General features: G+C 51.5%; 23 protein-coding genes and 1 pseudogene. 9 read left to right on the top strand and 15 right to left on the bottom strand.

The window, feature by feature from the left end:
- Positions 1–21: 21 nt before the first annotated feature.
- The 3 genes from ACMGGU_RS08735 to ACMGGU_RS08725 form a co-directional block, all read right to left on the bottom strand.
- On the bottom strand, positions 22–561 hold the full coding sequence (locus tag ACMGGU_RS08735; RefSeq protein WP_420300965.1) for an ester cyclase: 540 nt from the start codon (positions 559–561) through the stop codon (positions 22–24).
- A 65-nt stretch (positions 562–626) separates the two neighbouring features.
- Positions 627–1,349, bottom strand: a complete 723-nt coding sequence (locus ACMGGU_RS08730; protein ID WP_420300432.1) for an SDR family oxidoreductase — start codon at positions 1,347–1,349, stop codon at positions 627–629.
- Entirely contained in the window at positions 1,346–2,458 is a 1,113-nt protein-coding gene (locus ACMGGU_RS08725; protein ID WP_420300431.1) for an alkene reductase, read from the bottom strand. Before ACMGGU_RS08725 ends, ACMGGU_RS08730 begins: the two co-directional genes overlap by 4 nt.
- A gap of 99 nt (positions 2,459–2,557) precedes the next feature.
- Between ACMGGU_RS08725 and ACMGGU_RS08720 the strand changes: the two genes are divergently transcribed.
- The 7 genes from ACMGGU_RS08720 (at position 2,558) to ACMGGU_RS08690 (ending at position 10,362) form a co-directional block, all read left to right on the top strand.
- Positions 2,558–3,469 carry a LysR family transcriptional regulator gene (locus ACMGGU_RS08720; RefSeq protein WP_045910458.1) on the top strand — a complete coding sequence of 304 codons (912 nt, stop codon included), beginning with the start codon at positions 2,558–2,560 and terminating at the stop codon, positions 3,467–3,469.
- 83 nt (positions 3,470–3,552) lie between these two features.
- On the top strand, positions 3,553–3,867 hold the full coding sequence (locus ACMGGU_RS08715) for a PTS sugar transporter subunit IIB (protein WP_045910457.1): 315 nt from the start codon (positions 3,553–3,555) through the stop codon (positions 3,865–3,867).
- 308 nt (positions 3,868–4,175) lie between these two features.
- Positions 4,176–4,790, top strand: coding sequence for a TetR/AcrR family transcriptional regulator (locus tag ACMGGU_RS08710; RefSeq protein ID WP_045910456.1), 615 nt, complete (start codon positions 4,176–4,178; stop codon positions 4,788–4,790).
- Positions 4,791–4,864: 74 nt separating this feature from the next.
- Complete coding sequence (locus ACMGGU_RS08705) at positions 4,865–5,974, top strand: efflux RND transporter periplasmic adaptor subunit (RefSeq protein ID WP_420300430.1); 1,110 nt, start codon at positions 4,865–4,867, stop codon at positions 5,972–5,974.
- Positions 5,971–9,060, top strand: coding sequence for an efflux RND transporter permease subunit (locus ACMGGU_RS08700; RefSeq protein ID WP_420300429.1), 3,090 nt, complete (start codon positions 5,971–5,973; stop codon positions 9,058–9,060). Before ACMGGU_RS08705 ends, ACMGGU_RS08700 begins: the two co-directional genes overlap by 4 nt.
- 34 nt (positions 9,061–9,094) lie before the next feature.
- Positions 9,095–9,688, top strand: a complete 594-nt coding sequence (locus ACMGGU_RS08695; RefSeq protein WP_420300428.1) for a TetR/AcrR family transcriptional regulator — start codon at positions 9,095–9,097, stop codon at positions 9,686–9,688.
- 74 nt (positions 9,689–9,762) lie between these two features.
- Positions 9,763–10,362 (top strand): NAD(P)H-dependent oxidoreductase, encoded by a 600-nt coding sequence (locus tag ACMGGU_RS08690; RefSeq protein ID WP_420300427.1) that lies wholly within the window; start codon positions 9,763–9,765, stop codon positions 10,360–10,362.
- 114 nt (positions 10,363–10,476) lie between these two features.
- Here the strand turns inward: ACMGGU_RS08690 and ACMGGU_RS08685 are convergent, their stop codons facing one another.
- Positions 10,477–10,779, bottom strand: a complete 303-nt coding sequence (locus ACMGGU_RS08685) for a hypothetical protein (RefSeq protein ID WP_048030616.1) — start codon at positions 10,777–10,779, stop codon at positions 10,477–10,479.
- Positions 10,780–11,179: 400 nt separating this feature from the next.
- Between ACMGGU_RS08685 and ACMGGU_RS08680 the strand changes: the two genes are divergently transcribed.
- Positions 11,180–11,722 (top strand): cysteine hydrolase family protein, encoded by a 543-nt coding sequence (locus ACMGGU_RS08680; protein WP_420300426.1) that lies wholly within the window; start codon positions 11,180–11,182, stop codon positions 11,720–11,722.
- A 64-nt stretch (positions 11,723–11,786) separates the two neighbouring features.
- Here the strand turns inward: ACMGGU_RS08680 and ACMGGU_RS08675 are convergent, their stop codons facing one another.
- Both ACMGGU_RS08675 and ACMGGU_RS08670 read right to left on the bottom strand, forming a co-directional pair.
- Positions 11,787–12,263: a WbuC family cupin fold metalloprotein gene (locus ACMGGU_RS08675; protein ID WP_008502351.1), complete on the bottom strand. Its 477-nt coding sequence runs from the start codon at positions 12,261–12,263 to the stop codon at positions 11,787–11,789.
- Between the two features lie 139 nt (positions 12,264–12,402).
- Positions 12,403–13,188, bottom strand: a complete 786-nt coding sequence (locus ACMGGU_RS08670) for a phosphotransferase family protein (protein ID WP_252077200.1) — start codon at positions 13,186–13,188, stop codon at positions 12,403–12,405.
- A gap of 168 nt (positions 13,189–13,356) precedes the next feature.
- Between ACMGGU_RS08670 and ACMGGU_RS08665 the strand changes: the two genes are divergently transcribed.
- Positions 13,357–14,760, top strand: a complete 1,404-nt coding sequence (locus tag ACMGGU_RS08665; RefSeq protein ID WP_420300425.1) for a hypothetical protein — start codon at positions 13,357–13,359, stop codon at positions 14,758–14,760.
- Between the two features lie 446 nt (positions 14,761–15,206).
- On the opposite strand, the pseudogene ACMGGU_RS08660 reads toward ACMGGU_RS08665, so the two are convergent.
- The 9 genes and pseudogenes from ACMGGU_RS08660 to ACMGGU_RS08620 all read right to left on the bottom strand — a co-directional run.
- Positions 15,207–16,987: pseudogene (locus ACMGGU_RS08660) on the bottom strand (ClpP-like prohead protease/major capsid protein fusion protein); the annotation flags it as partial.
- Positions 16,984–17,196, bottom strand: a complete 213-nt coding sequence (locus tag ACMGGU_RS08655) for a hypothetical protein (protein ID WP_248043143.1) — start codon at positions 17,194–17,196, stop codon at positions 16,984–16,986. The pseudogene ACMGGU_RS08660 and the gene ACMGGU_RS08655, both read right to left, overlap by 4 nt.
- 164 nt (positions 17,197–17,360) lie before the next feature.
- The gene (locus ACMGGU_RS08650; RefSeq protein WP_248043142.1) at positions 17,361–17,726 is read right to left on the bottom strand and encodes a 4-fold beta flower protein; all 366 of its coding nucleotides are present in this window, start codon (positions 17,724–17,726) and stop codon (positions 17,361–17,363) included.
- 360 nt (positions 17,727–18,086) lie between these two features.
- Complete coding sequence (locus tag ACMGGU_RS08645) at positions 18,087–19,883, bottom strand: DNA primase family protein (protein WP_420300424.1); 1,797 nt, start codon at positions 19,881–19,883, stop codon at positions 18,087–18,089.
- Between the two features lie 34 nt (positions 19,884–19,917).
- Positions 19,918–20,202 carry a DUF4222 domain-containing protein gene (locus ACMGGU_RS08640; protein ID WP_420300423.1) on the bottom strand — a complete coding sequence of 95 codons (285 nt, stop codon included), beginning with the start codon at positions 20,200–20,202 and terminating at the stop codon, positions 19,918–19,920.
- 4 nt (positions 20,203–20,206) lie between these two features.
- The gene (locus tag ACMGGU_RS08635; RefSeq protein ID WP_420300422.1) at positions 20,207–20,386 is read right to left on the bottom strand and encodes a hypothetical protein; all 180 of its coding nucleotides are present in this window, start codon (positions 20,384–20,386) and stop codon (positions 20,207–20,209) included.
- Positions 20,379–20,666 carry a host cell division inhibitor Icd-like protein gene (locus ACMGGU_RS08630; RefSeq protein ID WP_420300421.1) on the bottom strand — a complete coding sequence of 96 codons (288 nt, stop codon included), beginning with the start codon at positions 20,664–20,666 and terminating at the stop codon, positions 20,379–20,381. The genes ACMGGU_RS08635 and ACMGGU_RS08630 overlap by 8 nt, the downstream gene beginning before the upstream one ends.
- Before the next feature lie 475 nt (positions 20,667–21,141).
- A complete protein-coding gene (locus ACMGGU_RS08625; protein ID WP_420300420.1) occupies positions 21,142–21,753 on the bottom strand; it encodes a hypothetical protein in 612 nt (203 codons plus the stop codon).
- Between the two features lie 120 nt (positions 21,754–21,873).
- Positions 21,874–22,128 carry a helix-turn-helix transcriptional regulator gene (locus ACMGGU_RS08620; RefSeq protein WP_420300419.1) on the bottom strand — a complete coding sequence of 85 codons (255 nt, stop codon included), beginning with the start codon at positions 22,126–22,128 and terminating at the stop codon, positions 21,874–21,876.
- Between the last annotated feature and the right edge of the window lies 1 nt (position 22,129).

The raw sequence follows: 22,129 nt of genomic DNA, 5'->3' as shown, positions 1-22,129 counted from the left end.
GGGCGCCCCGGAGTGATGGGTTTAGAGTGCGCCCAGCTGTTTCATCAGCGTCAGGTTGTCCTCAATATGCCAGTTTGCCGTAATTTTACCGTCGCGGACTTCATAAATATCCGTAGCGATGAAATCTATTTTCTGCCCTTTTCCTTTCAGCTTGCCGAATGTCCCGGTGAATGTGCCGTAAAAATGCAAATGCGAAACCACGCGATTGCCTGAAATAATCATCTGATCAACGTCACAGCGTAAGTCCGGCACGGCGGCACGAAACGCCCGGGAGGCTAAAATAGCGCCTTCAGGCCCCTGCTTACGACCTTCCGGGGGCGTTTTATCGATGAAATTCACCGCCAGCGCATCACGCGCCAGGGATTCTTCTCCCGTATTCCAGAACGTTGCATATTCTCTGGCAACGGCTTCATTCGCCCTTAATTGCGCCTGGGGCAAGCTCTTATCAACAATAAGCTGTTTCGGCTGAAGCCATTCCCGCTGCGCCGAAAATGTGGTGCCGGACAGAGCGGCAAGAATAAGCATCGCCACAGCTGGACGAAAACACGTCGTATATTTCATGATGTCTCTCAACAGAGTATTACGTTACCCGCAGACGATTTCCCGCGGTTCAAACCGGTGGGGATTCAGTTAATTAACGCCCCGCCCTCAATATCAATGACCGACCCCGTGACAAAGGGATTGTCCATGGCGAAAAGATATCCTTGCGCGATGTCCTCCGCTCTTCCCCAGGCCTTGGCTGGCAGAGTTTCCGCCGCGCCGGCGAGCATTTTTTCCCGCGCGGCGGCGTCCATCCCCGCATACGCTTCCGTGTCGGTCAGCCCCGGACTCACGACGTTGACGCGCAGCGGGGAAAGCTCCTTCGCCAGCACTTTTGTCGCGGCCTCAATGGCGGCATTCATCGTTGTTTTTACGATGGCGCCCGTCACGGTGCGGCGCGCCACAAAGCCGCTGGTGAAGGTCAGCGTACCGCGGGGAGCGATGTTCCCGCTGAGATAGCGGGCGACATTGAGGCTTCCCCAGAATTTTGTATCAAAGGCCTGTCTTGCCGCACGGAGATCCAGTCCGGAAAGCAGCCCGCCCGGCGCCTGTGAGCCCGCAGTGACGACAATATTATTGACCTCGCCCAGCGTTTCACTGAGCGCAACAAGCTCTGCCTCACGGCTGATATCCAGCACGAGAGTGCTAACAGACGCGGCATGAGCGCTCAGTCGTTGCCGTGCCGCGTCCAGTTTCACGCTGTCGCGCCCTGCAAGCATAATCTCCTCGCCGCGCCCGGCAAGCAGACTTCCCAGGGCGAAACCGATGCCGGAAGCGCCGCCGATAATTAAGGTTTTACGGGTCATCATGTTTCCTCCTGCAGGGTGTACGTTGGGTAATCGGTATAGCCCGTGGCGGTGCCGCCAAACAGCGTGGCGGGGTCGCGCACCTGGGCCAGCGGCAAGCGGTGCGCCAGCCGGTGAGGTAAGTCCGGGTTGGCAATAAACGGTCGTCCGAAGGCAATCAAATCGGCATAGCCCGCCGCCAGAATTTCTTCGGCTTTGGCAAGGTCATAGTTGCCCGCGACGATCAGCGTTCCGCTGAAGGTCTCGCGAAGGGATTGACGGAAACGCTCGGGTATCTGCGGCGCGTCGTCCCAGTCGGCTTCCGCCAGGTGGATGAACGCAATCCCCTTTTGTTCGCACCAGGCCGCAAGCGCGAGTATGGCTTCAGAGACCTGCGGGTCATTCATCCCGCGCTGGGTAATAAACGGCGAAAGACGGATGCCCGTACGTTCGTGACCAATGGCTTCGGCAATCGCGCTTAACACTTCCTGGGCGAAGCGGATCCGGTTAGCCACCGTACCGCCGTACTCGTCCGTGCGTTTGTTGGAGGTTTGGCGCAGGAACTGGTCGATCAGATAGCCGTTTCCACCGTGGATCTCCACACCATCAAACCCGGCCTGGACGGCATTCAAAGCGGCCTGGCGATAGTCCGCGACGATGTTCTGAATGTCCTTGCGTGAGAGCGTTCTCGGCTGCGGGCAGTCAACCATCTCGCCTTCACCACGCTCATTCACCACCCACACCTGCGCGTCTGGCGCAAGGGCAGACGGGGCGACGGGCTGACCGTCCGGGTGAAAACTGGCGTGCGACATTCGCCCAACGTGCCAGAGCTGAGAAAAAATGACGCCGCCCGCCTGATGCACGGCCCCCGTCGTGAGCTGCCATCCTGAAACCTGCTCCGGCGAATGGATGCCGGGCGTCCAGGAGTATCCCTGACCCTGAGGCGAGATCTGCGTGGCTTCGGTGATGATTAACCCCGCGCTGGCCCGCTGCCGGTAATACTCGGCCATCAGCGCGGAGGGAATGTTGCCCGGCTGAAGGGAGCGCGCGCGGGTCATCGGTGCCATGACGATACGATTTTTCAGCTCTAACTGACCCAGCCTGTAACGTTCAAAGAGTGAGGTAGGTTTCATGTTTTCATCCCTTATGGTTTGGATGAAATCACTTTACAGTCGGCATCTGATTTTGATAATTACGATAAAAATAGATGCACTTTTCGGAAAAAATGAATAATGGGTAAACTCGAAGACATGGCCTTACTGGTGGAAGTCGCCAGGGCCGGAAGTCTTTCCGCCGCCGGACGACGCCTGTCGCTTTCCCCTGCCACCATGACGGCCAGGCTGAAGGCGATTGAGGAGCGTTACCAGACGCGGCTGTTTCATCGCTCCACGCGATCCCTCACCCTGACCCGCGCAGGCGAAGAGTTTTACCACGCCGCGCTGCGCGTGCTGGAAGAGGTGCATCACGCCGAGTCGCTGCTGACGCAAAAAGAGGGCGTGCTCAGCGGCAACATTCGCCTTTCCTCTCCCTCGGACTTTGGCAGACAGTATCTCAGCCCTGCCGTCATTGAATTTTCCCGACGCCATCCTGCCGTAAAATTTTACATCTCGCTAAAAGAACACGTTGAGGATCTGGTTGCTAACCGGCTGGATATGAGCGTGCGTTTCGGTAACCTGCCGGACAGCAGCCTTGTCGTCAGAAACATCCGCCCGAACCATCGGGTGCTGGTTGCCTCCGGGGCGTATCTTAACGACCACGGCATCCCCGCCACGTTTGCAGATTTAGTCCGACACCGGTGCCTGGCGCTGGAGTCTCAGGGCGTGGTGATGAACGAATGGCGTTTTGAAAAAGAGGGAGAGGAAAACATTGTACGCGTCGAGCCCGCCATGGTGTGCGACGACGGCGCAGTGCTTCGTCAGTGGGCGCTCAGCGGGGCCGGCATCGCGGGGAAATCGTGGTGGGACGTCAAAGACGACGTTGAGGCCGGAAGACTCACGGTGCTGTTTGCCGACAGCTTCACCGGCTTTAGCCGATACGATCGCAAAGATGTCGGGCTGCAGTTTGTTTATCCGCAGCGCAAGCTGCAGCCGCTTCAGGTTACGGCGTTCAGCCAGTTTTTTCTCGACTGGCTAAAAGAACATTAATTTGTCGCCAAAATAAGAGACAGCGCCCATTTCGGTGCCCCCCTCAGGACTACCCTGAGAGCGGTTTTCAGGAGGAACAAAACATGAAAAAGCTTCTGATATGTTGTTTGTTTGGTAATACCGCAAACTCCCTCGCCAAAAAGATGCAGTCTCTGGCAGAACGCGAAGGCTATCCGCTGATGATTAGCGCTGTAGGGCTGGATAACTTCGCCAGCGTCGCTCCCGCCTTCGATGGGTTTCTCATCGCACCGCACATTCAGTACAAACTCGATGAGATAAAAGAAACGGTGGGTAATACGCGTTCACTCGCCATCGTTGAGAGTCTTCCCTATGCCTCTCTGGACGCGAGGAAGGTATTGGATTTCGTAAAGGAACAGATGCCTGAACTGGCTGCCTGAAATATAAGGCCGCATCGGTTCTGCGGCCTCCTCTCACCCGCCGATCAAAACACGGTTTCCTCGGACATTCTGATCATATTGCGTCCACTCTCGGCTTAAGCAAAAAAGGTCTTTGCTCAGCGCAAGGGAACTGCGCTGAAACCCTCGCTTATCGTCGGCAGATAGATGCCATAGTGCGCGAAAAACAGTGATACACTTACCCCACCGGGTTGATCGTCCCATCTGAAGGGCTCATGATCAATGACGGTAACCAAAGTACTAAATGGTCACTCGTTGTTAATCGTCGCCTGTCGCGCTAAGCTTACATAATGACTAAAACTATGAACGCCCCATCAATACGTGGTCCGCTTGACCACTCTGTCAGAGAGCAAATCGTCGAAGCGGCTTTTGAGCACTTCGGTCACTACGGCTATGAAAAAACCACCGTCGCCGAGCTGGCGAAATCGATCGGTTTTTCAAAGTCCTACATTTATAAGTTCTTCGATTCCAAACAGGCTATCGGCGAGGTGATCTGCGCTAACCGCCTGGAGCTGATCATGGCGGCAGTGCTTTCCGCCCTTGAGGGTGCACCGTCAGCAAGCGAAAAATTACGCCGGCTCTTCAAAGCGCTTACCGAGGCAGGAAGCGAGCTGTTTTTCCACGATCGCAAGCTTTACGACATCGCCGCCGTCGCCGCGCGCGAGCAGTGGCCGTCGACAGAACGGTATGCTGAAAGCCTGATGAAGCTGATTGAGAGCATCATTATCGAAGGCAGGCAGGCCGGAGAGTTTGAAAGAAAAACGCCGCTGGATGAGGTCACTCAGGCCATCCACATGGTGATGTGTCCTTTTATTAATCCCGTTCAGTTGCAGTACAACCTTGAAATGGCCCCTGCTGCCGCGGTGCTTCTCTCCTCACTGATATTAAGAAGCCTGGCCCCCTAATTTGTGACCATTGACATTATTGGTCACTAGTCAGAGAATGCGGATACCGTCCTGTTACTTCAATAAGGTTTCCCATGCTCAGGCTCACTTCAGCCCGCGTTGCCGTATGTCTTCTGCCGTTTGCCCTGGTGGCGTGCGGCGATAATTCCGCGAGTGACGATCCGCGCACTAAGCCACCGCTTGTCAGATCAGCCTCTGTCGAGATGGCGAACCCTGCCGCCCGCGCCTTCACGGGCGTGGTGGTGGCAAGAACGCAAAGCGACCTGGGCTTCAGGGTTCAGGGAAAAATCCTCGAACGCCTGGTGGATACCGGGCAGACCGTCAGACAGGGACAGCCTTTGCTGCGTCTCGATCCTGTTGACCTGAAATTACAGGCCCAGGCGCAGCAGCGCGCGGTGGATGCTGCCCAGGCGCGGGCGAGAAAAGCCACCAGCGATGAGGCGCGTTATCGCGGCCTGGTGGCGTCCGGCGCGGTTTCCGCCTCGGAGTACGATCAGATTAAAGCGGCGGCCGATACGGCCCGGGCGGATCTCAGCGCTGCCCGCGCGCAGGCCAACGTGGCGCAAAACGCCACGGGCTATGCCGTACTGCTGGCGGATTCAGACGGCGTGGTGATGGAGACGCTCGCCGAACCCGGTCAGGTCGTTAGCGCCGGGCAGGTCGTCATCCGCCTTGCCAGAGCAGGACAGCGCGAAGCGCTTGTCCATCTTCCGGAGACGCTGCGCCCTGCCGTCGGCAGCGAAGCGCAGGCCACGCTTTATGGCAGTGAACAACACCCGGTCACCGCGACGTTGCGCCTGCTGTCTGACTCCGCGGATGCCACAACCCGCACGTATGAAGCCCGCTACGTGCTGGATGGTCAGCTGGCGAACGCGCCGCTGGGGGCGACCGTCACGCTCAGCATTGAAGACGTGAAAACGGAAGGTCAGGCGATGCAGGTCCCGCTGGCCTCACTCTACGATGCGGGTAAAGGGCCCGGCGTCTGGCGCATTTCCGCCCAGCCAGCAAAGGTCACATGGACGCCGGTTAAGGTGCTGAGCGTGGGCGAAGATGCGGTCCAGGTCACGGGCGGCGTGAAGCCAGGGGAGAAGATCGTTGCGTTAGGCGCCCATCTTCTGCACGAAGGTGAAGTTGTCAGGCTTGCAGAACAACGCCATGCCGCTCCGGCGGAGAACGCGCCATGAGCCAACGTCGTTTCAACCTGTCAGCGCTGGCCGTCCGCGAGCGTTCCGTCACGCTGTTTCTGATCGTTCTGGTGACGATTGCCGGTATTTACGCTTTTTTTGGACTGGGACGCGCGGAAGATCCGCCCTTCACCGTGAAGCAGATGACGGCGATTGCCGTCTGGCCGGGCGCAACCGCGCAGGAGATCCAGGATCAGGTGGCCGAACCGCTGGAAAAGCGCCTGCAGGAGCTCAAATGGTATGACCGTACGGAAACCTACACCCGCCCCGGCATGGCGTATATCACCTTGTCACTGCAGGACAAGACCCCGCCTTCTGAAGTGCAGGAGGAGTTCTATCAGGCGCGTAAGAAGCTTGGTGATGAATCCCTGCGTCTTCCGGCGGGCGTCATTGGCCCGATGATCAATGATGAATTCTCGGATGTCACCTTTGCCCTCTTTGCCCTGAAAGCAAAAGGCGAACCGCAGCGGCAGCTGGTACGCGATGCCGAAGGCCTGCGACAGCAGCTTCTGCACGTTCCCGGGGTAAAAAAAGTGAACATTATCGGCGAACAGGCCGAGCGGATATATATCGCCTTCTCCCATGATCGTCTGGCCACGATGGGCCTCTCACCGCAGGATATTTTCAATGCCCTCAATAGCCAGAACGCCCTGGCCGCGGCGGGTGCCATTGAGACCCGGGGCGCGCAGATTTTTATCCGCCTGGACGGCGCGTTCGATGAACTGCAGAAAATCCGCGATACGCCATTAGTCGCCCAGGGCAAAACGCTCACGCTGTCTGATGTGGCAACGGTTGAACGAGGCTATGAAGATCCCCCGACGATGCTGATACGCAATCAGCATGACCCCGCCCTGCTGCTGGGCATAGTCATGCGTGAGGGCTGGAACGGCCTGGCGCTGGGTAAAGCGCTGGATGCGGAAACGGCGAAAGTCAACGATAGCCTGCCGCTTGGCATGACCCTGACCAAAGTCACCGACCAGTCCGTGAATATCCGCTCGTCTGTCGATGAGTTTATGATCAAATTCTTCGTCGCCCTGCTTGTGGTCATGGTGGTCTGTTTTGTCAGCATGGGCTGGCGCGTGGGGGTGGTGGTTGCCGCGGCGGTACCGCTGACGCTGGCGGTCGTTTTCGTGGTGATGGAAGCCGCGGGAATAAACTTTGACCGCGTCACGCTGGGCTCCCTGATCCTCGCCCTCGGCCTGCTGGTTGACGATGCCATTATCGCCATCGAAATGATGGTGGTGAAGATGGAGGAAGGTTACGACAGAATCAAAGCCTCGGCCTACGCCTGGAGCCACACCGCCGCGCCGATGCTGGCCGGTACCCTGGTGACGGCCATTGGCTTTATGCCAAATGGTTTTGCCCAGTCGACCGCCGGGGAATACACCAGCAATATGTTCTGGATTGTCGGCCTCGCCCTGATTGCCTCATGGTTTGTGGCGGTGGTGTTCACGCCGTATCTTGGGGTGAAGATCCTGCCGGCGATCCCCAAAGTGGAAGGGGGCCATGCTGCCATCTATAACACGCCCCGCTATAACCGTTTTCGCCAGCTCCTTGGCCGCGTTATTGCCAGAAAATGGCGCGTGGCCGGGTCCGTGGTCGCCATTTTCATTCTGGCCGTGCTTGGCATGGGGCTGGTAAAAAAACAGTTCTTCCCGACCTCCGATCGCCCGGAAGTACTGGTTGAAGTACAGATGCCTTATGGCACCTCGATTGCGCAAACCAGCGCCGCAACCGCAAAAATAGAAGCATGGCTGGGCCAGCAGCCGGAAGCCAAAATCGTCACGGCCTATATTGGTCAGGGCTCGCCCCGTTTCTATCTGGCAATGGCTCCCGAGCTGCCCGATCCCTCTTTTGCGAAAATCGTGATCCTGACGGACAGCGAGACGTCACGTGAGGCGCTTAAGTTCAGGCTCAGGGAGGCCGTCGCCAGCGGTCTTGCACCCGAAGCCCGCGTGCGGGTAACACAGCTGGTGTTTGGCCCCTACTCGCCCTTCCCGGTTGCCTGGCGCGTGTCGGGGCCGGACGTCAAACAGGTACAGGACATCGCCGAACGGGTGAAAGCCGTGCTTCAGGCAAGCCCGATGATGCGAACCGTCAACACTGACTGGGGGTCACGCGTTCCGGTATTGCATTTCACTCTCGATCAGAACCGCCTGCAGGCGACCGGCTTAACCTCCAGCGCCGTTGCCGAGCAGCTTCAGTTCCTGTTATCAGGCGTGCCTGTCACCTCCGTGCGGGAAGATATTCGATCGGTAGACGTCGTTGCCCGCGCGGCGGGTGATATCCGCCTTGACCCGGCAAAAATCGAAGGCTTTACCCTGGTCGGCAATGCGGGACAGCGCGTGCCGCTGTCTCAAATCGGCAGGATTGAGATCGGCATGGAAGACCCGATCCTGCGCCGCCGCGATCGCACCCCCACGATTACCGTACGGGGCGATATCGCCGACAATCTTCAGCCGCCGGACGTGTCGGTCGCCATCATGAAGCAGCTCCAGCCGATCGCCGATGCGCTACCGGCCGGCTACCGTATCGACATGGCGGGTTCGATTGAGGAATCGGGTAAAGCCACGCAGGCCATGTTACCACTGTTCCCGATCATGATTGCCCTGACGCTACTGATCATCATTTTGCAGGTGCGCTCACTCTCCGCGATGGTCATGGTGTTCTTAACCGCGCCGCTGGGGCTGATTGGCGTCGTGCCGACCCTGCTGATATTTAATCAGCCGTTTGGCATCAACGCGCTGGTCGGTTTGATCGCCCTCTCCGGCATTCTGATGCGTAATACGCTGATTCTGATCGGTCAGATCGATCATAACCAGAAGGACGGCCTCGATCCGTTCCAGGCGGTGGTCGAGGCGACGGTCCAGCGAGCGCGACCGGTCTTACTCACCGCCATGGCGGCCGTGCTGGCGTTCATTCCCCTGACGCATTCGGTGTTCTGGGGAACGCTGGCCTGGACGCTGATCGGCGGAACGCTGGGCGGGACGATCATTACCCTCGTCTTCCTGCCCGCGATGTATGCGATCTGGTTCCGGATCCGCCCGGTTGAACAACGCGTTCAGCACGGCACGGAAAACGTGTAAACTACCATTGGTAGATAACTAATCTGAGGAAAGCATGGTTGTTAAGCGCTTAAGAAAAGAGGACCGCCGCGTGCAACTGCTGGAGGTTGCGCGTGGAATCGTGCGTCAGCAAGGCACCGAGGCGTTGACCCTTGGCTATCTGGCAGAACGGGCCAACGTGACCAAGCCGATCCCCTACGACCACTTTGGCGATCGCGAAGGGCTGCTGATGGCGCTGTATCAGGACTATAGCGATCGGCAACTGGCGAAATTCCGCGAGACGCTGGCGGTTGACAGCAAAACGCTGGAAAAGACGATCCGCTTTTTCAGCGCGGCCTATATCGACTGTGCCATTGCCGCCGGGCCTGAAACCGGGCCAATCGCCGCGGCGCTGTCCGGTTCTCACGCGCTGCAGACGTTCCGGGAAGCATGCGTGGCCGAATGTGCCGACTGCCTGCGCACCGCGCTTTCGCCTTTTATCGTCTTAAAAGGCGTTCAGGGGGAAGCGGTACTGACGGCCATCATTGGCGCGGCGGAGGCGCTCAGCACCGCGGCGGGCAACGGCGTGCTCGCCCGAAACGTTGCGGAAGATACGCTCAGCGGTGCCATGACCGGCGTGCTTGCGACCTACGCGAATAGCACAAAATGATCGCCGGGGGTGGATTGACACTTAAGTTACCAATAGTAACATAGATGTCTCTTCTCCCCCATTTTGAGGTTGCTATGTCTGCTACAAATGCCATGAGTAACGCGCTGATCGTGACGGCTCACCCTGTCGACACGTCCTTGTCCCATTCACTGGCCGCCCGCATTGCCGGAAAATTACGCGAGGAAGGTATGCAGGTTGAGATGGCCGATCTTCATGCTGAAGGCTTTAATCCGGCCATGTCTCGCGCCGATCTCGATTTGTATCACGGCGATCCGAGCGCCCTCCCGGACGATATTCTGCGCGAGCAGCAGCGCGTCGAGCGCGCGGATATGCTGGTGTTTGTCTTCCCGGTGTACTGGTGGTCGGTTCCCGCGCTGTTGAAAGGCTGGTTCGACCGCGTATTGACCCTGAACTGGGCGTATAAGGTGGCTGACGACGGCCGGATCGTGGGCAATTTACGGGATGTTCCCGTTCGCCTGATTGCCACTGGCGGTAGCGATCTCACCGGATTTGATAAACACGGCTATTCGACGGCGATTCAGACGCAAATCATCGAAGGGGTATTTGGCTTCTGCGGGTTGAAGAACGTTAAGCTCGATATCCTTTACCAGGCAGATACGGCGACGCCTGAGCAGGTAGAAGAATTCCTGAGCAAGATCGGCAACCTAAAATAATATCGGCTATCCAGCCAGCAACGGCGTGCCTCCTTCGCCAAAAGGAGGCACGAGTTCTCGATGTTACTAACCGTCAGGGATCCTGCTGGCAAACCGGAACTCTCTTTCTTGTGATTATTCAAAAAATAACGAGAAAAGGCCTATCGTCATCACTACACTCATAATCACCTGAATCAAAATAATAAAAAAAGCGATCCCACCTAATACCGTGATTTTTCGACGCAGAATGAAAGTTATGCCCGAAAGTACAGCACTGAACAGAATGGCTTTAAGTATATAGGAAAGCGGCATCATGGCCGGATGACCGGTCTGCACTCCAGCAAGCCCAATGAGACCCAGTAGAAAATTACCGCAAATTCCCCATCCCCAGAAAGTCATCGGTAAGCTCATCTGCCCCGCGACTAATCTTTTCAACATACGCACATCCTTTTTGTGATTTTTTATCGAAACACAACGGTTTTTATCCAGTCTCTCGCACTGTTGGATTGTGCAATAAGTCGAGCCGACAAATACGCAACTACCAAATATGCTGATATGATTTTGTTCATCTTTACATGCATATTGATGGTATTGAAAAGAACTATCGGCAGCAAATTTTTAAAGTTTAACGGCTCGTCCGGATATGACTTAAAAGATATATCAGCGAAGGTCATAATATGTTTACGTCAGTTCAGCCAACAACCACCCTCACCACCACCGGATCCTTCGGCGGTGAGAACGTATCTGTAGTGAACGACTGACAAACAGAACCTCAATCCCCGCCGACATGGACGGGGAAATCTCTCTCCGTTCACCACCCTCTGAATGGAGAAAGAAAATGGTTTCATCTGACAATGCTCTCTTGATTATCGACATCCAGCAGGGCCTCTTTCGGGGCCCAGTTTCCCCTCGCTCCGCCGATGCCGTTCTGGCCAATATCCGCTTGTTAATCGCCAACGCCCGAGACGCGCAGGTGCCCGTCTTTTTTGCCCGCCATATTGGGCCTGACGACTCCCCCTTCTCAGAAAAGGGGCCGTTAACCCAGCTGATACCTGAACTGGACGTGAAGGACCAGGACGTTGTTTTCACCAAGCGCTATCCCAGCTGTTTTCGGGATACGGTATTGCTGCGAGAACTTAATCAGCGAGGTATTAAACAGCTGGTCATTGCCGGAATGAAAACAGAGTTTTGCGTCGATACGACCTGCCGGGCCGCACCGGAGCTGGGTTTCAGGACTGTATTAATTTCAGATGCGCATACCACAATGGATAATGACTATTTATCCGCCAGCTACATTATTGCCCATCACAACAACACACTGGCAGGCCCGTTTGTGACGCTGTCGACTGCTCGTGACTGGCTTTTTAGTACGGTGAGTTGACTCAGGTGATCACTTATCTCTTTACCCGGCTCGCCTTTCCGCCGCCGGGCACATAATAGAATAATTACAGGGTAAAACCACCGTCACCCACCTGTGCCTGAGCGTACCATTGCATCAGCTTCTCGGTGCCAGGCTCGTTTTCTGCCGGTGACCATGGGGCGGTATCATGCTCGGGCACGGGCTGATACCCCCCGTGTTTAACCTCAAAAATGACGCCTCCTTTATCCAGCGACAGCACGGCATGCCAGGTTCCGGCATCCATCTCCAGGACTTTACACTCTTCGCCTAACACCACGCGCCGGGTCACGTTTCCGCTGTCGTCAAAATTCAGCACCAGAAAGCGACCGCTCAGCGCCGTCAGCAGTTCAAAGGTGTGCGGATGGCGATGGGGACGAACATAGGTACCGGGCTCCATTGCAATGGCCAGACGCTGCACCGGGTCGCTCAGGTCAGGGTGTAAATTACGGTGCGCGCGTAAGCGAGGAGAATGTGCGGCCTGCTCGCTTTGCTGCTGCAGGTCACTGAAAGTAATCTGTTTCATATACACCTTTAGGAATGTGGGCTGTCTACGGCAACCCGATTGCCGCAAGACGTTATACCATCCTGAACGGTCGAGGAGCGATGGGATTTGTGAAACAAATCGCTGCCTGCGTTATCGCCCCTAAGGCTGATATAAGGCATTAAAGAGATGAGACGGACTCTTCAAGCCAATCAGGGAGGTGTTTTCTGTACCAGTTAAGGTAAAGATTCAAATCGGGCTTTTTCCTTTCGTGCAGTAATAACACCACTTCTGTGACAATCCATGCTTTGGCGATAGTGATTTCCCTGGCTAGTTGATATGCATCAGAATGCGTGGCAAAAAAACAGTAGCGCTCGGCAAGTTGTAAAATGCTTTGTTTTGAGCCCATCCCCTTAACCAGCGGAGCAAGGTCGATAGCCGGACTGCCAGTACCGAATCTTTCCCAGTCGAAAAGGATCACATCGCCGTTTTCTCTTCTGCCCCAGTTACCCGCATTGGTATCACCAGAAATTAAACATCCCTGACTAAACAAAACGCTGCCCGCTTGTTGAAAACATCGCATCTGCTGCTCAGCACGCATGGGTAATTCCAAAAGAGACAAGGATTTTTCAAGCGCTGACTCAGACCAGGTATGGGTGTGATAAATCCATGCAGGATCGGCAGGATAATCATGAAGGCTCGAAAGTCGTTTCAGTATATCGTCCCCTGCAACCTCTTCCTGGCAGATCTTATGAGGAACGTATTCGAGCGTCAGGCTGCGTCGATGGGTATCTGCGTGCAACAGTCGAGGGGATTCAATAACGCCACAGAGTGGATCTGCTGCATGTTCATAAAAGCTGTATTCAACATCACTAACAGGGCATTTCTCTATTACCTGGTTGCCATGTTGATCTGCAATCAATTGGATTTTTGCTGCGCCCATTCTGGACAGGTTTTCGCCAGCCATACCATCCTCAGCCACACGTTTGGTTACAGAACGTAAGTATAGCGTGATGGATCATCATGCAAGAGATTGAAAAAACCTATTGATTAACATGATTTTTTTTATCAGAATTATCTAGCCGCTCTTTGAATGCAATACACATAGCAATACACAAAACTGGACACAAATATCATGGACTTAAATGAATTCAAATCGACAGTTACTTCAAGCTTTTCGATACTTAGCAATGTAATAAGTCAATTACGCTCAGCTAAATCCGATCCTTATTTAGTTATTCAAAACTCTAATCGGGCTATTACCTTAGAAAACTTAAGATTACAAATATCAACTATAAATAAATATAGCTTTATTCACTACCCTAATCTGTATACTACAGAGGAAAAAAATGAACTTTATGAAAAAATAATCACTATCGGAAACTTTCTTACAATAATCCAGTCATCACCTTTTGATGATCTGGCACATGAAAAACTAGAAATTTTGTCTGAGGAATTAATAAAATATGTCAGAATTGCGCAACTCATTAAAGAAACCGACCAAAATGAGAAAGCAACGGCAACGTTAGAAAACAAAGCCAAAGAGGAACTGCTAAAAATAAACAACATTAAAAATGATATTGAGATAAAACTCGCAAAAGCTCAAGATATACTTTCAAATAGCACGGAGGCACATGAAACCATAATTAAATTAGTCACCGACTTAAAACGAGAAAATGATACAGCAATAAAAAAAGGAAACGAAATTAGTCATGTACTAGCAAAAAGCCTAACTTCACATAGTAACATTGAAGTAATACAAGAAGCATTGAGCACGGCCAAAATAACTCTAGATGATCTTTATGAAAGATCTAGGAAACTTCAATCCGAGCTAGTCACTTTCTTAAAAAGATCCCAAGAGGATGTTGAAGGGATTATTAATAAAACTGAAATGATAAATAAATTAGATGAAGAAATTTCCAAACAAAAGGAAACATCTATAGAACTTTTAAACAATGCAAAAGCCGCAATGAACCTAGCTGGGACGTACAGACTTTCTCGACATTTCAAAACTGCATATCAACTTGCTAAGTCGAATAGAAAATTTTGGGCAACCACATCTATATTATCAGCCCTAAGCTGCATTGGATTTGTGATTTATATACTCTATGAAATGAACAAAGTTTATGACGCAACTGGTGGATCTGGTCAGGAATCACATTTAATATTACTGTTCATAGCCAGATTATCAATGATACCTATTTTAATTGGCTTTTTTGCTTTTAGTGCAGTGCAATATGTGAAGCAGAATAACATCAGTGAAGATTACGCACATAAAAAACTCCTTTCAGAAACATTAATTTCATTCAAACAAGAGATTGGTAGTAATGAATCAGAAAAAGTGGGTGAGTTCATGGACAACATTTTAAAGAATGTTCTTAGTTCTCCTTTAAACTCAAACGATAAAAAACATACAAGAGAAGAAGTAAAGAGCATTAATGAACTAATTTCAACAACTATGCAAATCAATAAAGAAATTATAGCACGTGTAATGCCCGAAGAAGATAAGAGTAAGAGTAAAGAAAAACCTTCAAGTTGATTACAACTTATCTCATGAGCTACTGAATAAGATTACTCAGTAGCTCATGATCTTCACATTTGCTCATCAATAAAATTAATTAAGCTGATTTTATTTATAATGAACAGAATATATAGCAGTTAATGCTGTTTTTAAATCGTATATTTTTTCTTGCAGTTGCTACCTGGCAAAGGCTCTGTCGCCATAAGTCGTTTCGATATTGTTTGACGATGAATTCCTGTTACCGCAGCAAGTTCGACTATTGTCATTTTTATCTGGCGCATAACATCTCATGATGATGAACACAAAACATACAAACCATCATCTTTTCCGTTCCTAAAAAATACACTCCATAAATATCAGTTAGTTACAGGATGATGATGATGTCCAAGAAAATCTAAAAACTAGTCGTTTTCCGCGATGCCGCCGCCCCGTGGCAGCCATCCCCGCCAGGAGTACCTTTAAAATAAGTATGCCACCTCGATAGTGACGGCGCCTTGCGCTGCAGTGACGTACCACTCCTTGTTGTTGGCCTTGTCCAGTCGCGGCTCAACCACTACCTGCGCCATATCCTTCACGACGTTAATAATGCCGGGGTTTTGATTCAGCGTGCCACTCTGGTCTACCGGGAACAGTGAAGAGGAGGAGAGCACGGCGCGATTTGCCTGCCCTTCCAGTGCCGCCGGTACGAGAATATAGGCAGGAATGACGTTGATAGGGTCGCCGTTCGCATCCTCCTGCAGGCGCATGGCCTTACGGGCCTCATTGAGTCCGTCTGTATCCATCCCTTTAGCAATGAGGTTTTTATGGTCGGCGTGGAACAACGCTTTACCATCAGTGAATTTACTGTTAGCTGTCAGTTGCATGTAGACCAGATTGCCAACCGTTCGTGCGGCGGCACGCCCCATTGCCTGTGGGATGGTCGTGAGCTGGCTCAGGTCATCGTTGATAATGGCCTGGCGGGTAACAGAGAAGATGTTTCCATAGGTGGCCAGCGCGATCGGCACACCGCTGTCGCTGGTAGTGACATATTTGTATTCAGCACCTTCCGGGACTTTATCCAGTTCTGAAAAACCATTCAGACCGACACGTTTAGCCTCATGGAAATTCGACAGAGAACCGGTCTTTGTCCACTGCTGGAAAGTTTCCCCGCTGTTCTGCCAGCCAGTCAGCACCGACTTTTCAGCACCACCAGCCAGGATATGAGAGAAATCACTGGTGCTGTGCGTAAATGCAAGGTTCACAATCTGCGAGCGATTCCCGAAACCACTGACGCTGATACCACGATCCACCAGCGAAGCCTGCGCCATTTCAAACAGACTCATCATGGCGTAAGGGTTTCCCCTTTCGGCGCGTTCGTGACCCAGACGGGAAAAAAGCCCCTGGCGGATAGCATCGCCGGTAATGTTGCCGTTACCTGCATAAATGTGCGCGTTACTGGTTTTATCCGATGGGGTTGAGGTCTTACCCAAAGATGCCAGGAGCATGTCCTTCGCTTTTTCCGGTGTGCAGTCCACATCCTCCAGACACTGCATTTTCAGGGCATCATGTTTTCCGCCGAACATAGCAAACAGGTCTTTAATTCCATTGATGCGATTTTGTTCCGGTACCGCGTTATTTATGGAGCCTTTGGGGGTGGTGATCATCCCTTTAATATCTTTTGGCATATGCTCAAAATCCTCAATTCGTTTTGACTCAATACAGGCCATTGCACTGACGGCGGGTAACAATTCGTCAGCAAAACCCTGTGCTACATATTCCCGACCATCCATCCATGTTTCATCCTCAGCATTTCCGCCAGTGATTCGGCTGATTTACCCGTTTTGCGTGCATATGCCGGGATCAAAACACTTTCGACTTTATCCAGAAGTTCGGCATAGTCGCGCATGTCATTGGCGTTCCCACCAGAGATTCCCCACGGTTTGTGAATCATCATGAGCGCGTTTTCAGGCATAACGATACGGTCGCCAGCCATTGCAATAACTGACGCCATAGACGCGGCCAGACCGTCGATCTGCACGGTGATTTTTGCCGGGTGTTTATTCAGAAGGTTATAGATAGCGATGCCGTCAAAAACATCGCCACCGGGTGAATGAATGTGCAGGCTGATATGGGAGATATCGCCCAGGGCTTTCAGGTCTTCGGAGAACTGCTGCGCTGTAATACCCCAGCCGCCGATCTCTTCGTAAATGCTGATATTGGCGCTGGTGCCATCGCTGGCCGCTTTGATAGTGTACCAGCCTTTCATTTTTCACCTTCCGTTACAGCGAAGCCATTTTCATCAAGCCATGCATTGACGGCGTGCCGGACTACCTGTGCCACTCCGGGCAATGGCTGGCCAGGAAGATTTTTCAGATGATCGTTACGGTATTGCTTAAGGCGTAAAACGGTCTGCGCGTCCAGATGTACGGAGCCGCCTTTAGTCTCGCCAGTGTTTAAATCGTTCATCTCAGTCATGGTGTCCTCTACTGTATAAGTAAACAGGACACAATAATTGATTGTTAAAAGTGGTAAGTAAATTATTTTTTATCAGATAAACAGATTAATCATTTTCAGATGCAAAAAAAACCGGGTTTCCCCGGTAGTTAACACTCACGCAATTTTAGTTTGGTGGTGAAAACTTACTGACTGAGCCATGCCGGCCACGTTAACGAAGACCAGCCACTTAAAGGCTTCAATGGTTTTAAAGGTTTCAGTGGACGTAATGGCTTTAGTGGTTTTAAAGGCTTCAATGGTTTCAATGGCTTCAATGGCTTCATCGGTCTTAAAGAACCAGAAACCGAAGCTCCCTCAGAAAATGCAACTACTTTTCCTAATGTATCTAGCAAACATCCGTCATTCACTGGGCCGAGCCAGTGGCAAGCGTTCGCTGACCAAGCATGCCCATTATCTACAAAAGCTACCCAATTCAAGTTTGTGTCGAAAATATGTTCATTATCTTCAAGCCAACCCACTAAGACACAGTCAGGTGTAAACAATGGCGTCATATCTACCTCCAAGAGAATTAAGTAAGTGCTATTTACAACATCTTAGACCGAATGATTATTCTTCTATCAAGAAGCAGATCAATTTATGAGATATGAAATTAAAAAACATGCTTTTAAGTGTTCACCTGTTCACCAAACAGAAATTAACATTACATTTCATATGCTTATGAGATGAACACTATACTTTCAGGTATTCACTAGTGTTCACCCAACCCTTCACCCTTTAGAGCAAAAAACAATCAAAAGGTGAACAGGTGAATACCCGGTGAATACTTAACAAAAAAGTGTTCACCCCTTAACTCACTGTTATTAAAGGCTTTTAAAACAGGGTGAACACTGGTGAACACTTAATCTATAACCTTACTCTACCCCGCTATTTTCAGAAGTGCTGGAACAGGATGGCATCCAGTCGTCTGAGTCGTTGTGCAGTGTAACGTTTGACCTGATACCGTACTTAGTCTTCCGCTTCTGGTACTCCTTGCCATACTCAGCCATTGCGCCTGGCATATCAGTACCGAAGCGCATTAACGATACGGGTTTGCTCAGGCCATTGGCACGCATGTAAGCCAGATAAGCATGATAGAGATATTTACGCGGGCTGAACGGCACTATCTCGGCGTTTCCGATAAACATCCCATCACACACAACTGAAGCCATCAGGTAACCGCAGAAGTCCACCAGCGAATCACCTTCACGTTTAATCGCCAGCGCTTCCTCTGATTTCTGCTGCTCGTGCAGTAAACGCCGCGCATCGTCCTGATCGGCAAAACGTGTCAGCAGATGTCGGATAACAACCGCCAGCTCACCTTCGATCTTCTCGGCCAGCATCGTATCGCGTTCGCCCTCCGGCACTACCTCAGAGAAATTAAATATCACCCGGCGTCGCGAAATCCCTCCGCTGCGGTCGCTGAATGTCATAGCGTTATTGTTGACCGCCAGCACAACAGCCGGGATTCGGGTCGAGTATGGTGCTTTGTGTTTGGGGTCGATAGACACTTTATCTCCACCAGTAATGGCTTTAATCCCAGCCCCATCCCCGGCATATCGGGTCATATCCGGCATGATAATCAGCGAATAGCCAACCACCAGCGCGCGATCCCGGGCATCTTCCAGCGCTTTCATGCTGGCAGACACCGTGTTGGCATTACCTGCCAGCATGGTACAGATTTCCGCCATCACGCTTTTACCGCTGCCGCCCGGCCCCGTTACTTCAAGAAACAGCTGCCAGTCGTACCGGTTCGCCAGCACCATAAACAGCGCCGCCAGTACACGATCTGTCTTGCGGTCATTATTGGCTACAGAACGGCGGAGCCACTTCCAGAAATTCGGTGCATGAGTGGCAAGCGTCTCCCCTTCGGCTGGTGGACTGAATGGCAGCTCACTGGCGATCAAAAGCCAGTCCGTTTTTCTGTGCTGTCGGAATTCTCCTGTGCGGGTATCAAATACGCCATTACTGAAGCCAATCAGGTTTCGGGCAGTCACCCCCATTACCGGGAGACTTAATTTCATGGTTTCCACCGCTGACTTGATACCGTTCTGCGAGTACGCAACGTCCGCTTCAATAAAGATTTGAGCCATTTCACGCTGTAACTCTTTATCCGGCAGCGGCAACCACACCACACCGTTGTAATGATGTACGGTATCAGAGTCGGCATTGATCGCCAGATCCCCGTTATAGTGCGCAAGTAGTACCTCACCGCGCTGACTTGCCCCCATCTGGTTTAACGCTGGAGTAACGTTATCCTGGCTTTTTTCTTTCCGAGCTAAAGGAAGCGCCACAACGTTATCTGCGCGGATCCTTTTCAGATAATCGTGCCAGTCTTCTGGCTGGCGATCCGGTATGCCCTTGTATAATTTTGCATGCTGGACTCCGGCGCGCGCCAGCTTCTCGGCAATCGCATTAATCACGATCGGCTCAATATCTCCGGCAAGGTATACACGCGCAGCTCGACGTCCATCGTCCACAATGCGCAGGTTATCCAGCTCAGCCAGCTGTTTTGGCCCAAGGTAAACAGGAGGTATGGTATCTTCCGCGATCTGTTTACCCAGCCCCTCTTCCCAACCCTTCGCATGGGTGTAAGCATCTGACCCGGCAAAAATAACCGCTTCCGTGAATTTTTCCTTTGGCAGGTGTTTCAGGTTCGGTGCGTTTTTCATTTCAGCCCCTTATCCCATCCGTCAGATCCAACACTCAGCGGCAGCGATGAACGCAGCTCAGCAATTTTTTTACGCCCATTTTTTTCGCTTCCGCCTGGCTCTTCTCCGTTTCTTCCGGAAGGTACTTAAACTCACCCGTGAACCGGTATTCAGAGCAAATGCATTCGCTGTCATACCCGTCGCGGATATATGTCACACGACCGAACGCCACGCACTTAACAGTGATTTTTTCACCGTAGTTATTTTTCCAGCGGCTGTGTGCCTCGATTTTTGGTTGAGCGACGCCATCAGGCTGAACCTGATTGAATTTTTTAATCATGAAGTTATTCCTTGTCGGTAGCCGTTAAACCGTATGCATCAGCAGCCTGACGAACTGCCTGGATAAAACCTTCCGGTGTGGCCACGATTTCATCCGAACGAAGGCGGCGCTCTTTAACCTGACCGTTTTTAACCGTCACCAGTACGCGGATCTCGTAATCAGCGGGTAAGTCGGACTTATACATGGCGCACCTCCATTGCCACAGCTTCATTGCTGTAAGGATCGCTACCCAGAATGCTCCATAGGGTGCGATTCTCAGGACCCATAAACGACACTGAGAGCGGGCTTTCGGTCCGGATTTTGGCGGCAAAGGTTAAGTCCCAGCCGCAGAACTTTGCACGGGCAGTGTCTTCAGTGTCTGCAACGGTGCGAAGAACTACCGGGAGACTGGAGTGACCTCGCGGCGTGCCAAGGAATAGCCATGTAAATTTGGGGTGAGTTTGGGTATGCTGTGTTCCAGCCATAGTCGTTACTCCAGTTAACGGTTTGTGGTTAGACGCCCTCGTACTGTTCCCGCAGTCTAGGGCGTTGTTTTTCTAGACTCACACATGTTAGTGTATATGCCTATTTAAATTAACCTTAAACCTATAGGCATATGCATGTCAATATCTAGAGATAAGCAACCCAAGGGCGGAGGTAAGTCCCCCATGCTTCCTATCCGCATCCCAGCAGACTTACGTAAGCAATTTGATGAACTCGCACAAGCTGAGAACACCAGCACAAGCAACTGGCTAAAAGAGTTGGGTAGAGCCGAATTGAGAAGGCGCGGCATCGAGCCGAAAGGATGATATTGATCTCCAGCTGAGGGTCGGTAGTCTTTTCTTGGTTTATTTTCGTTTCATAGCAGTGGCGGCCCTGTATCGCCGCCTTTTTACTTTATGGTAGTAACGGTGCCAGATAACTTTAGAGGGCCTTTTTAGTTATTAAAAATGACTTACATCATTTAATTATTGTCAACGAATAAATTCTATCACGAATAGCTTCACTACATTTCTGCATAACTTCTTTAATTAATTTCATATTATCCTCATGAGACTCCCAATAATCTTTGAAGTTCGGATAATCTTCGTAATGCTCATATTCAAAAGCCTCTTTCCTGCATAACTCCCTGTATTCACAGACAAGTTTGTAAACTTGCTCAAAATAAAAAGGCCTATTGGACTCTATTGCTACCACAAGAGGATTGTATCTATCATAAAAAGCTTTAAGTCTTCTTTCCCTACGTTCTTCGCGAGATTCGTTAGGATCAAAATGATCAAGCACAGGGCGCAATTTACTAACTGAGTCAGCAACCTCGAAAATGCATGACCATATTTCATGATATATTGAAAATTCTTTATCAAATTGTGCCTTGCTTACATGATTAATATTTTCCAACTGCGATTTCATCTCTGCATTAGTCAAGTCCAATCGGGACTGTAGGCTTTTTATTTTCTCATCCTGCTTTCGTTTATACCTCTCAAAATATAACTTACCCAAATAACCAATTACAGCAACAGAAACAAATGATATCCCGCCAAGAATATTAAGCGCATCATAAAACCATTTCACAAACAGCCTCACATCCCATAAAGTAATTTATAGAAGAGATATTAGCTTAAATGGAGTCCCCCCGCAATTTACTGGGGAGACTGATACAGTTTTCATTTTGAATTGGCCTAATTTACAGTTTCACTGCATCGGTTGAGATTGAGTCCATCCAAGATGCCAATCTCCTCGAATCCAAGCTTGTACCTCAGAAAGCCGATATGCGACGGCTGACGGTCCGATTTTTATGCGCTTTGGAAATTTTCCTTCCTGTTCCATGCGCCAGCGCGTTGAGTTAGACAACGTAGTCATAGCCCGGCATTCAGGTTCGCGAATCATTCTGTCAAGGTCAGGCATGTACTGGAGATCTTCTTTTTTCACAACGGATAACATAGCCATA

This window comes from Enterobacter sp. BNK-8, from assembly GCF_048685095.1.
In the GTDB taxonomy this organism is placed as follows: Bacteria; Pseudomonadota; Gammaproteobacteria; order Enterobacterales; family Enterobacteriaceae; genus Enterobacter; species Enterobacter quasiroggenkampii.
Note: the sequence above shows the minus strand (reverse complement) of the source record. Positions and strands in the feature narration are given on the sequence as shown.

Excerpts from the sequence above, each read along its gene's own strand:
- ACMGGU_RS08725 (WP_420300431.1), bottom strand. The coding sequence starts at position 2,458 with ATGAAACCTACCTCACTCTTTGAACGTTACAGGCTGGGTCAGTTAGAG.
- ACMGGU_RS08705 (WP_420300430.1), top strand. The coding sequence starts at position 4,865 with ATGCTCAGGCTCACTTCAGCCCGCGTTGCCGTATGTCTTCTGCCGTTT.
- ACMGGU_RS08735 (WP_420300965.1), bottom strand. The coding sequence starts at position 561 with ATGAAATATACGACGTGTTTTCGTCCAGCTGTGGCGATGCTTATTCTT.
- ACMGGU_RS08645 (WP_420300424.1), bottom strand. The coding sequence starts at position 19,883 with ATGAAAAACGCACCGAACCTGAAACACCTGCCAAAGGAAAAATTCACG.
- ACMGGU_RS08650 (WP_248043142.1), bottom strand. The coding sequence starts at position 17,726 with ATGACGCCATTGTTTACACCTGACTGTGTCTTAGTGGGTTGGCTTGAA.
- ACMGGU_RS08655 (WP_248043143.1), bottom strand. The coding sequence starts at position 17,196 with ATGACTGAGATGAACGATTTAAACACTGGCGAGACTAAAGGCGGCTCC.
- ACMGGU_RS08665 (WP_420300425.1), top strand. The coding sequence starts at position 13,357 with ATGGACTTAAATGAATTCAAATCGACAGTTACTTCAAGCTTTTCGATA.
- ACMGGU_RS08675 (WP_008502351.1), bottom strand. The coding sequence starts at position 12,263 with ATGAAACAGATTACTTTCAGTGACCTGCAGCAGCAAAGCGAGCAGGCC.
- ACMGGU_RS08720 (WP_045910458.1), top strand. The coding sequence starts at position 2,558 with ATGGGTAAACTCGAAGACATGGCCTTACTGGTGGAAGTCGCCAGGGCC.
- ACMGGU_RS08640 (WP_420300423.1), bottom strand. The coding sequence starts at position 20,202 with ATGATTAAAAAATTCAATCAGGTTCAGCCTGATGGCGTCGCTCAACCA.
- ACMGGU_RS08695 (WP_420300428.1), top strand. The coding sequence starts at position 9,095 with ATGGTTGTTAAGCGCTTAAGAAAAGAGGACCGCCGCGTGCAACTGCTG.
- ACMGGU_RS08685 (WP_048030616.1), bottom strand. The coding sequence starts at position 10,779 with ATGTTGAAAAGATTAGTCGCGGGGCAGATGAGCTTACCGATGACTTTC.
- ACMGGU_RS08700 (WP_420300429.1), top strand. The coding sequence starts at position 5,971 with ATGAGCCAACGTCGTTTCAACCTGTCAGCGCTGGCCGTCCGCGAGCGT.
- ACMGGU_RS08690 (WP_420300427.1), top strand. The coding sequence starts at position 9,763 with ATGTCTGCTACAAATGCCATGAGTAACGCGCTGATCGTGACGGCTCAC.
- ACMGGU_RS08630 (WP_420300421.1), bottom strand. The coding sequence starts at position 20,666 with ATGGCTGGAACACAGCATACCCAAACTCACCCCAAATTTACATGGCTA.
- ACMGGU_RS08730 (WP_420300432.1), bottom strand. The coding sequence starts at position 1,349 with ATGATGACCCGTAAAACCTTAATTATCGGCGGCGCTTCCGGCATCGGT.
- ACMGGU_RS08680 (WP_420300426.1), top strand. The coding sequence starts at position 11,180 with ATGGTTTCATCTGACAATGCTCTCTTGATTATCGACATCCAGCAGGGC.
- ACMGGU_RS08620 (WP_420300419.1), bottom strand. The coding sequence starts at position 22,128 with ATGGCTATGTTATCCGTTGTGAAAAAAGAAGATCTCCAGTACATGCCT.
- ACMGGU_RS08710 (WP_045910456.1), top strand. The coding sequence starts at position 4,176 with ATGACTAAAACTATGAACGCCCCATCAATACGTGGTCCGCTTGACCAC.
- ACMGGU_RS08670 (WP_252077200.1), bottom strand. The coding sequence starts at position 13,188 with ATGGCTGGCGAAAACCTGTCCAGAATGGGCGCAGCAAAAATCCAATTG.
- ACMGGU_RS08715 (WP_045910457.1), top strand. The coding sequence starts at position 3,553 with ATGAAAAAGCTTCTGATATGTTGTTTGTTTGGTAATACCGCAAACTCC.
- ACMGGU_RS08635 (WP_420300422.1), bottom strand. The coding sequence starts at position 20,386 with ATGTATAAGTCCGACTTACCCGCTGATTACGAGATCCGCGTACTGGTG.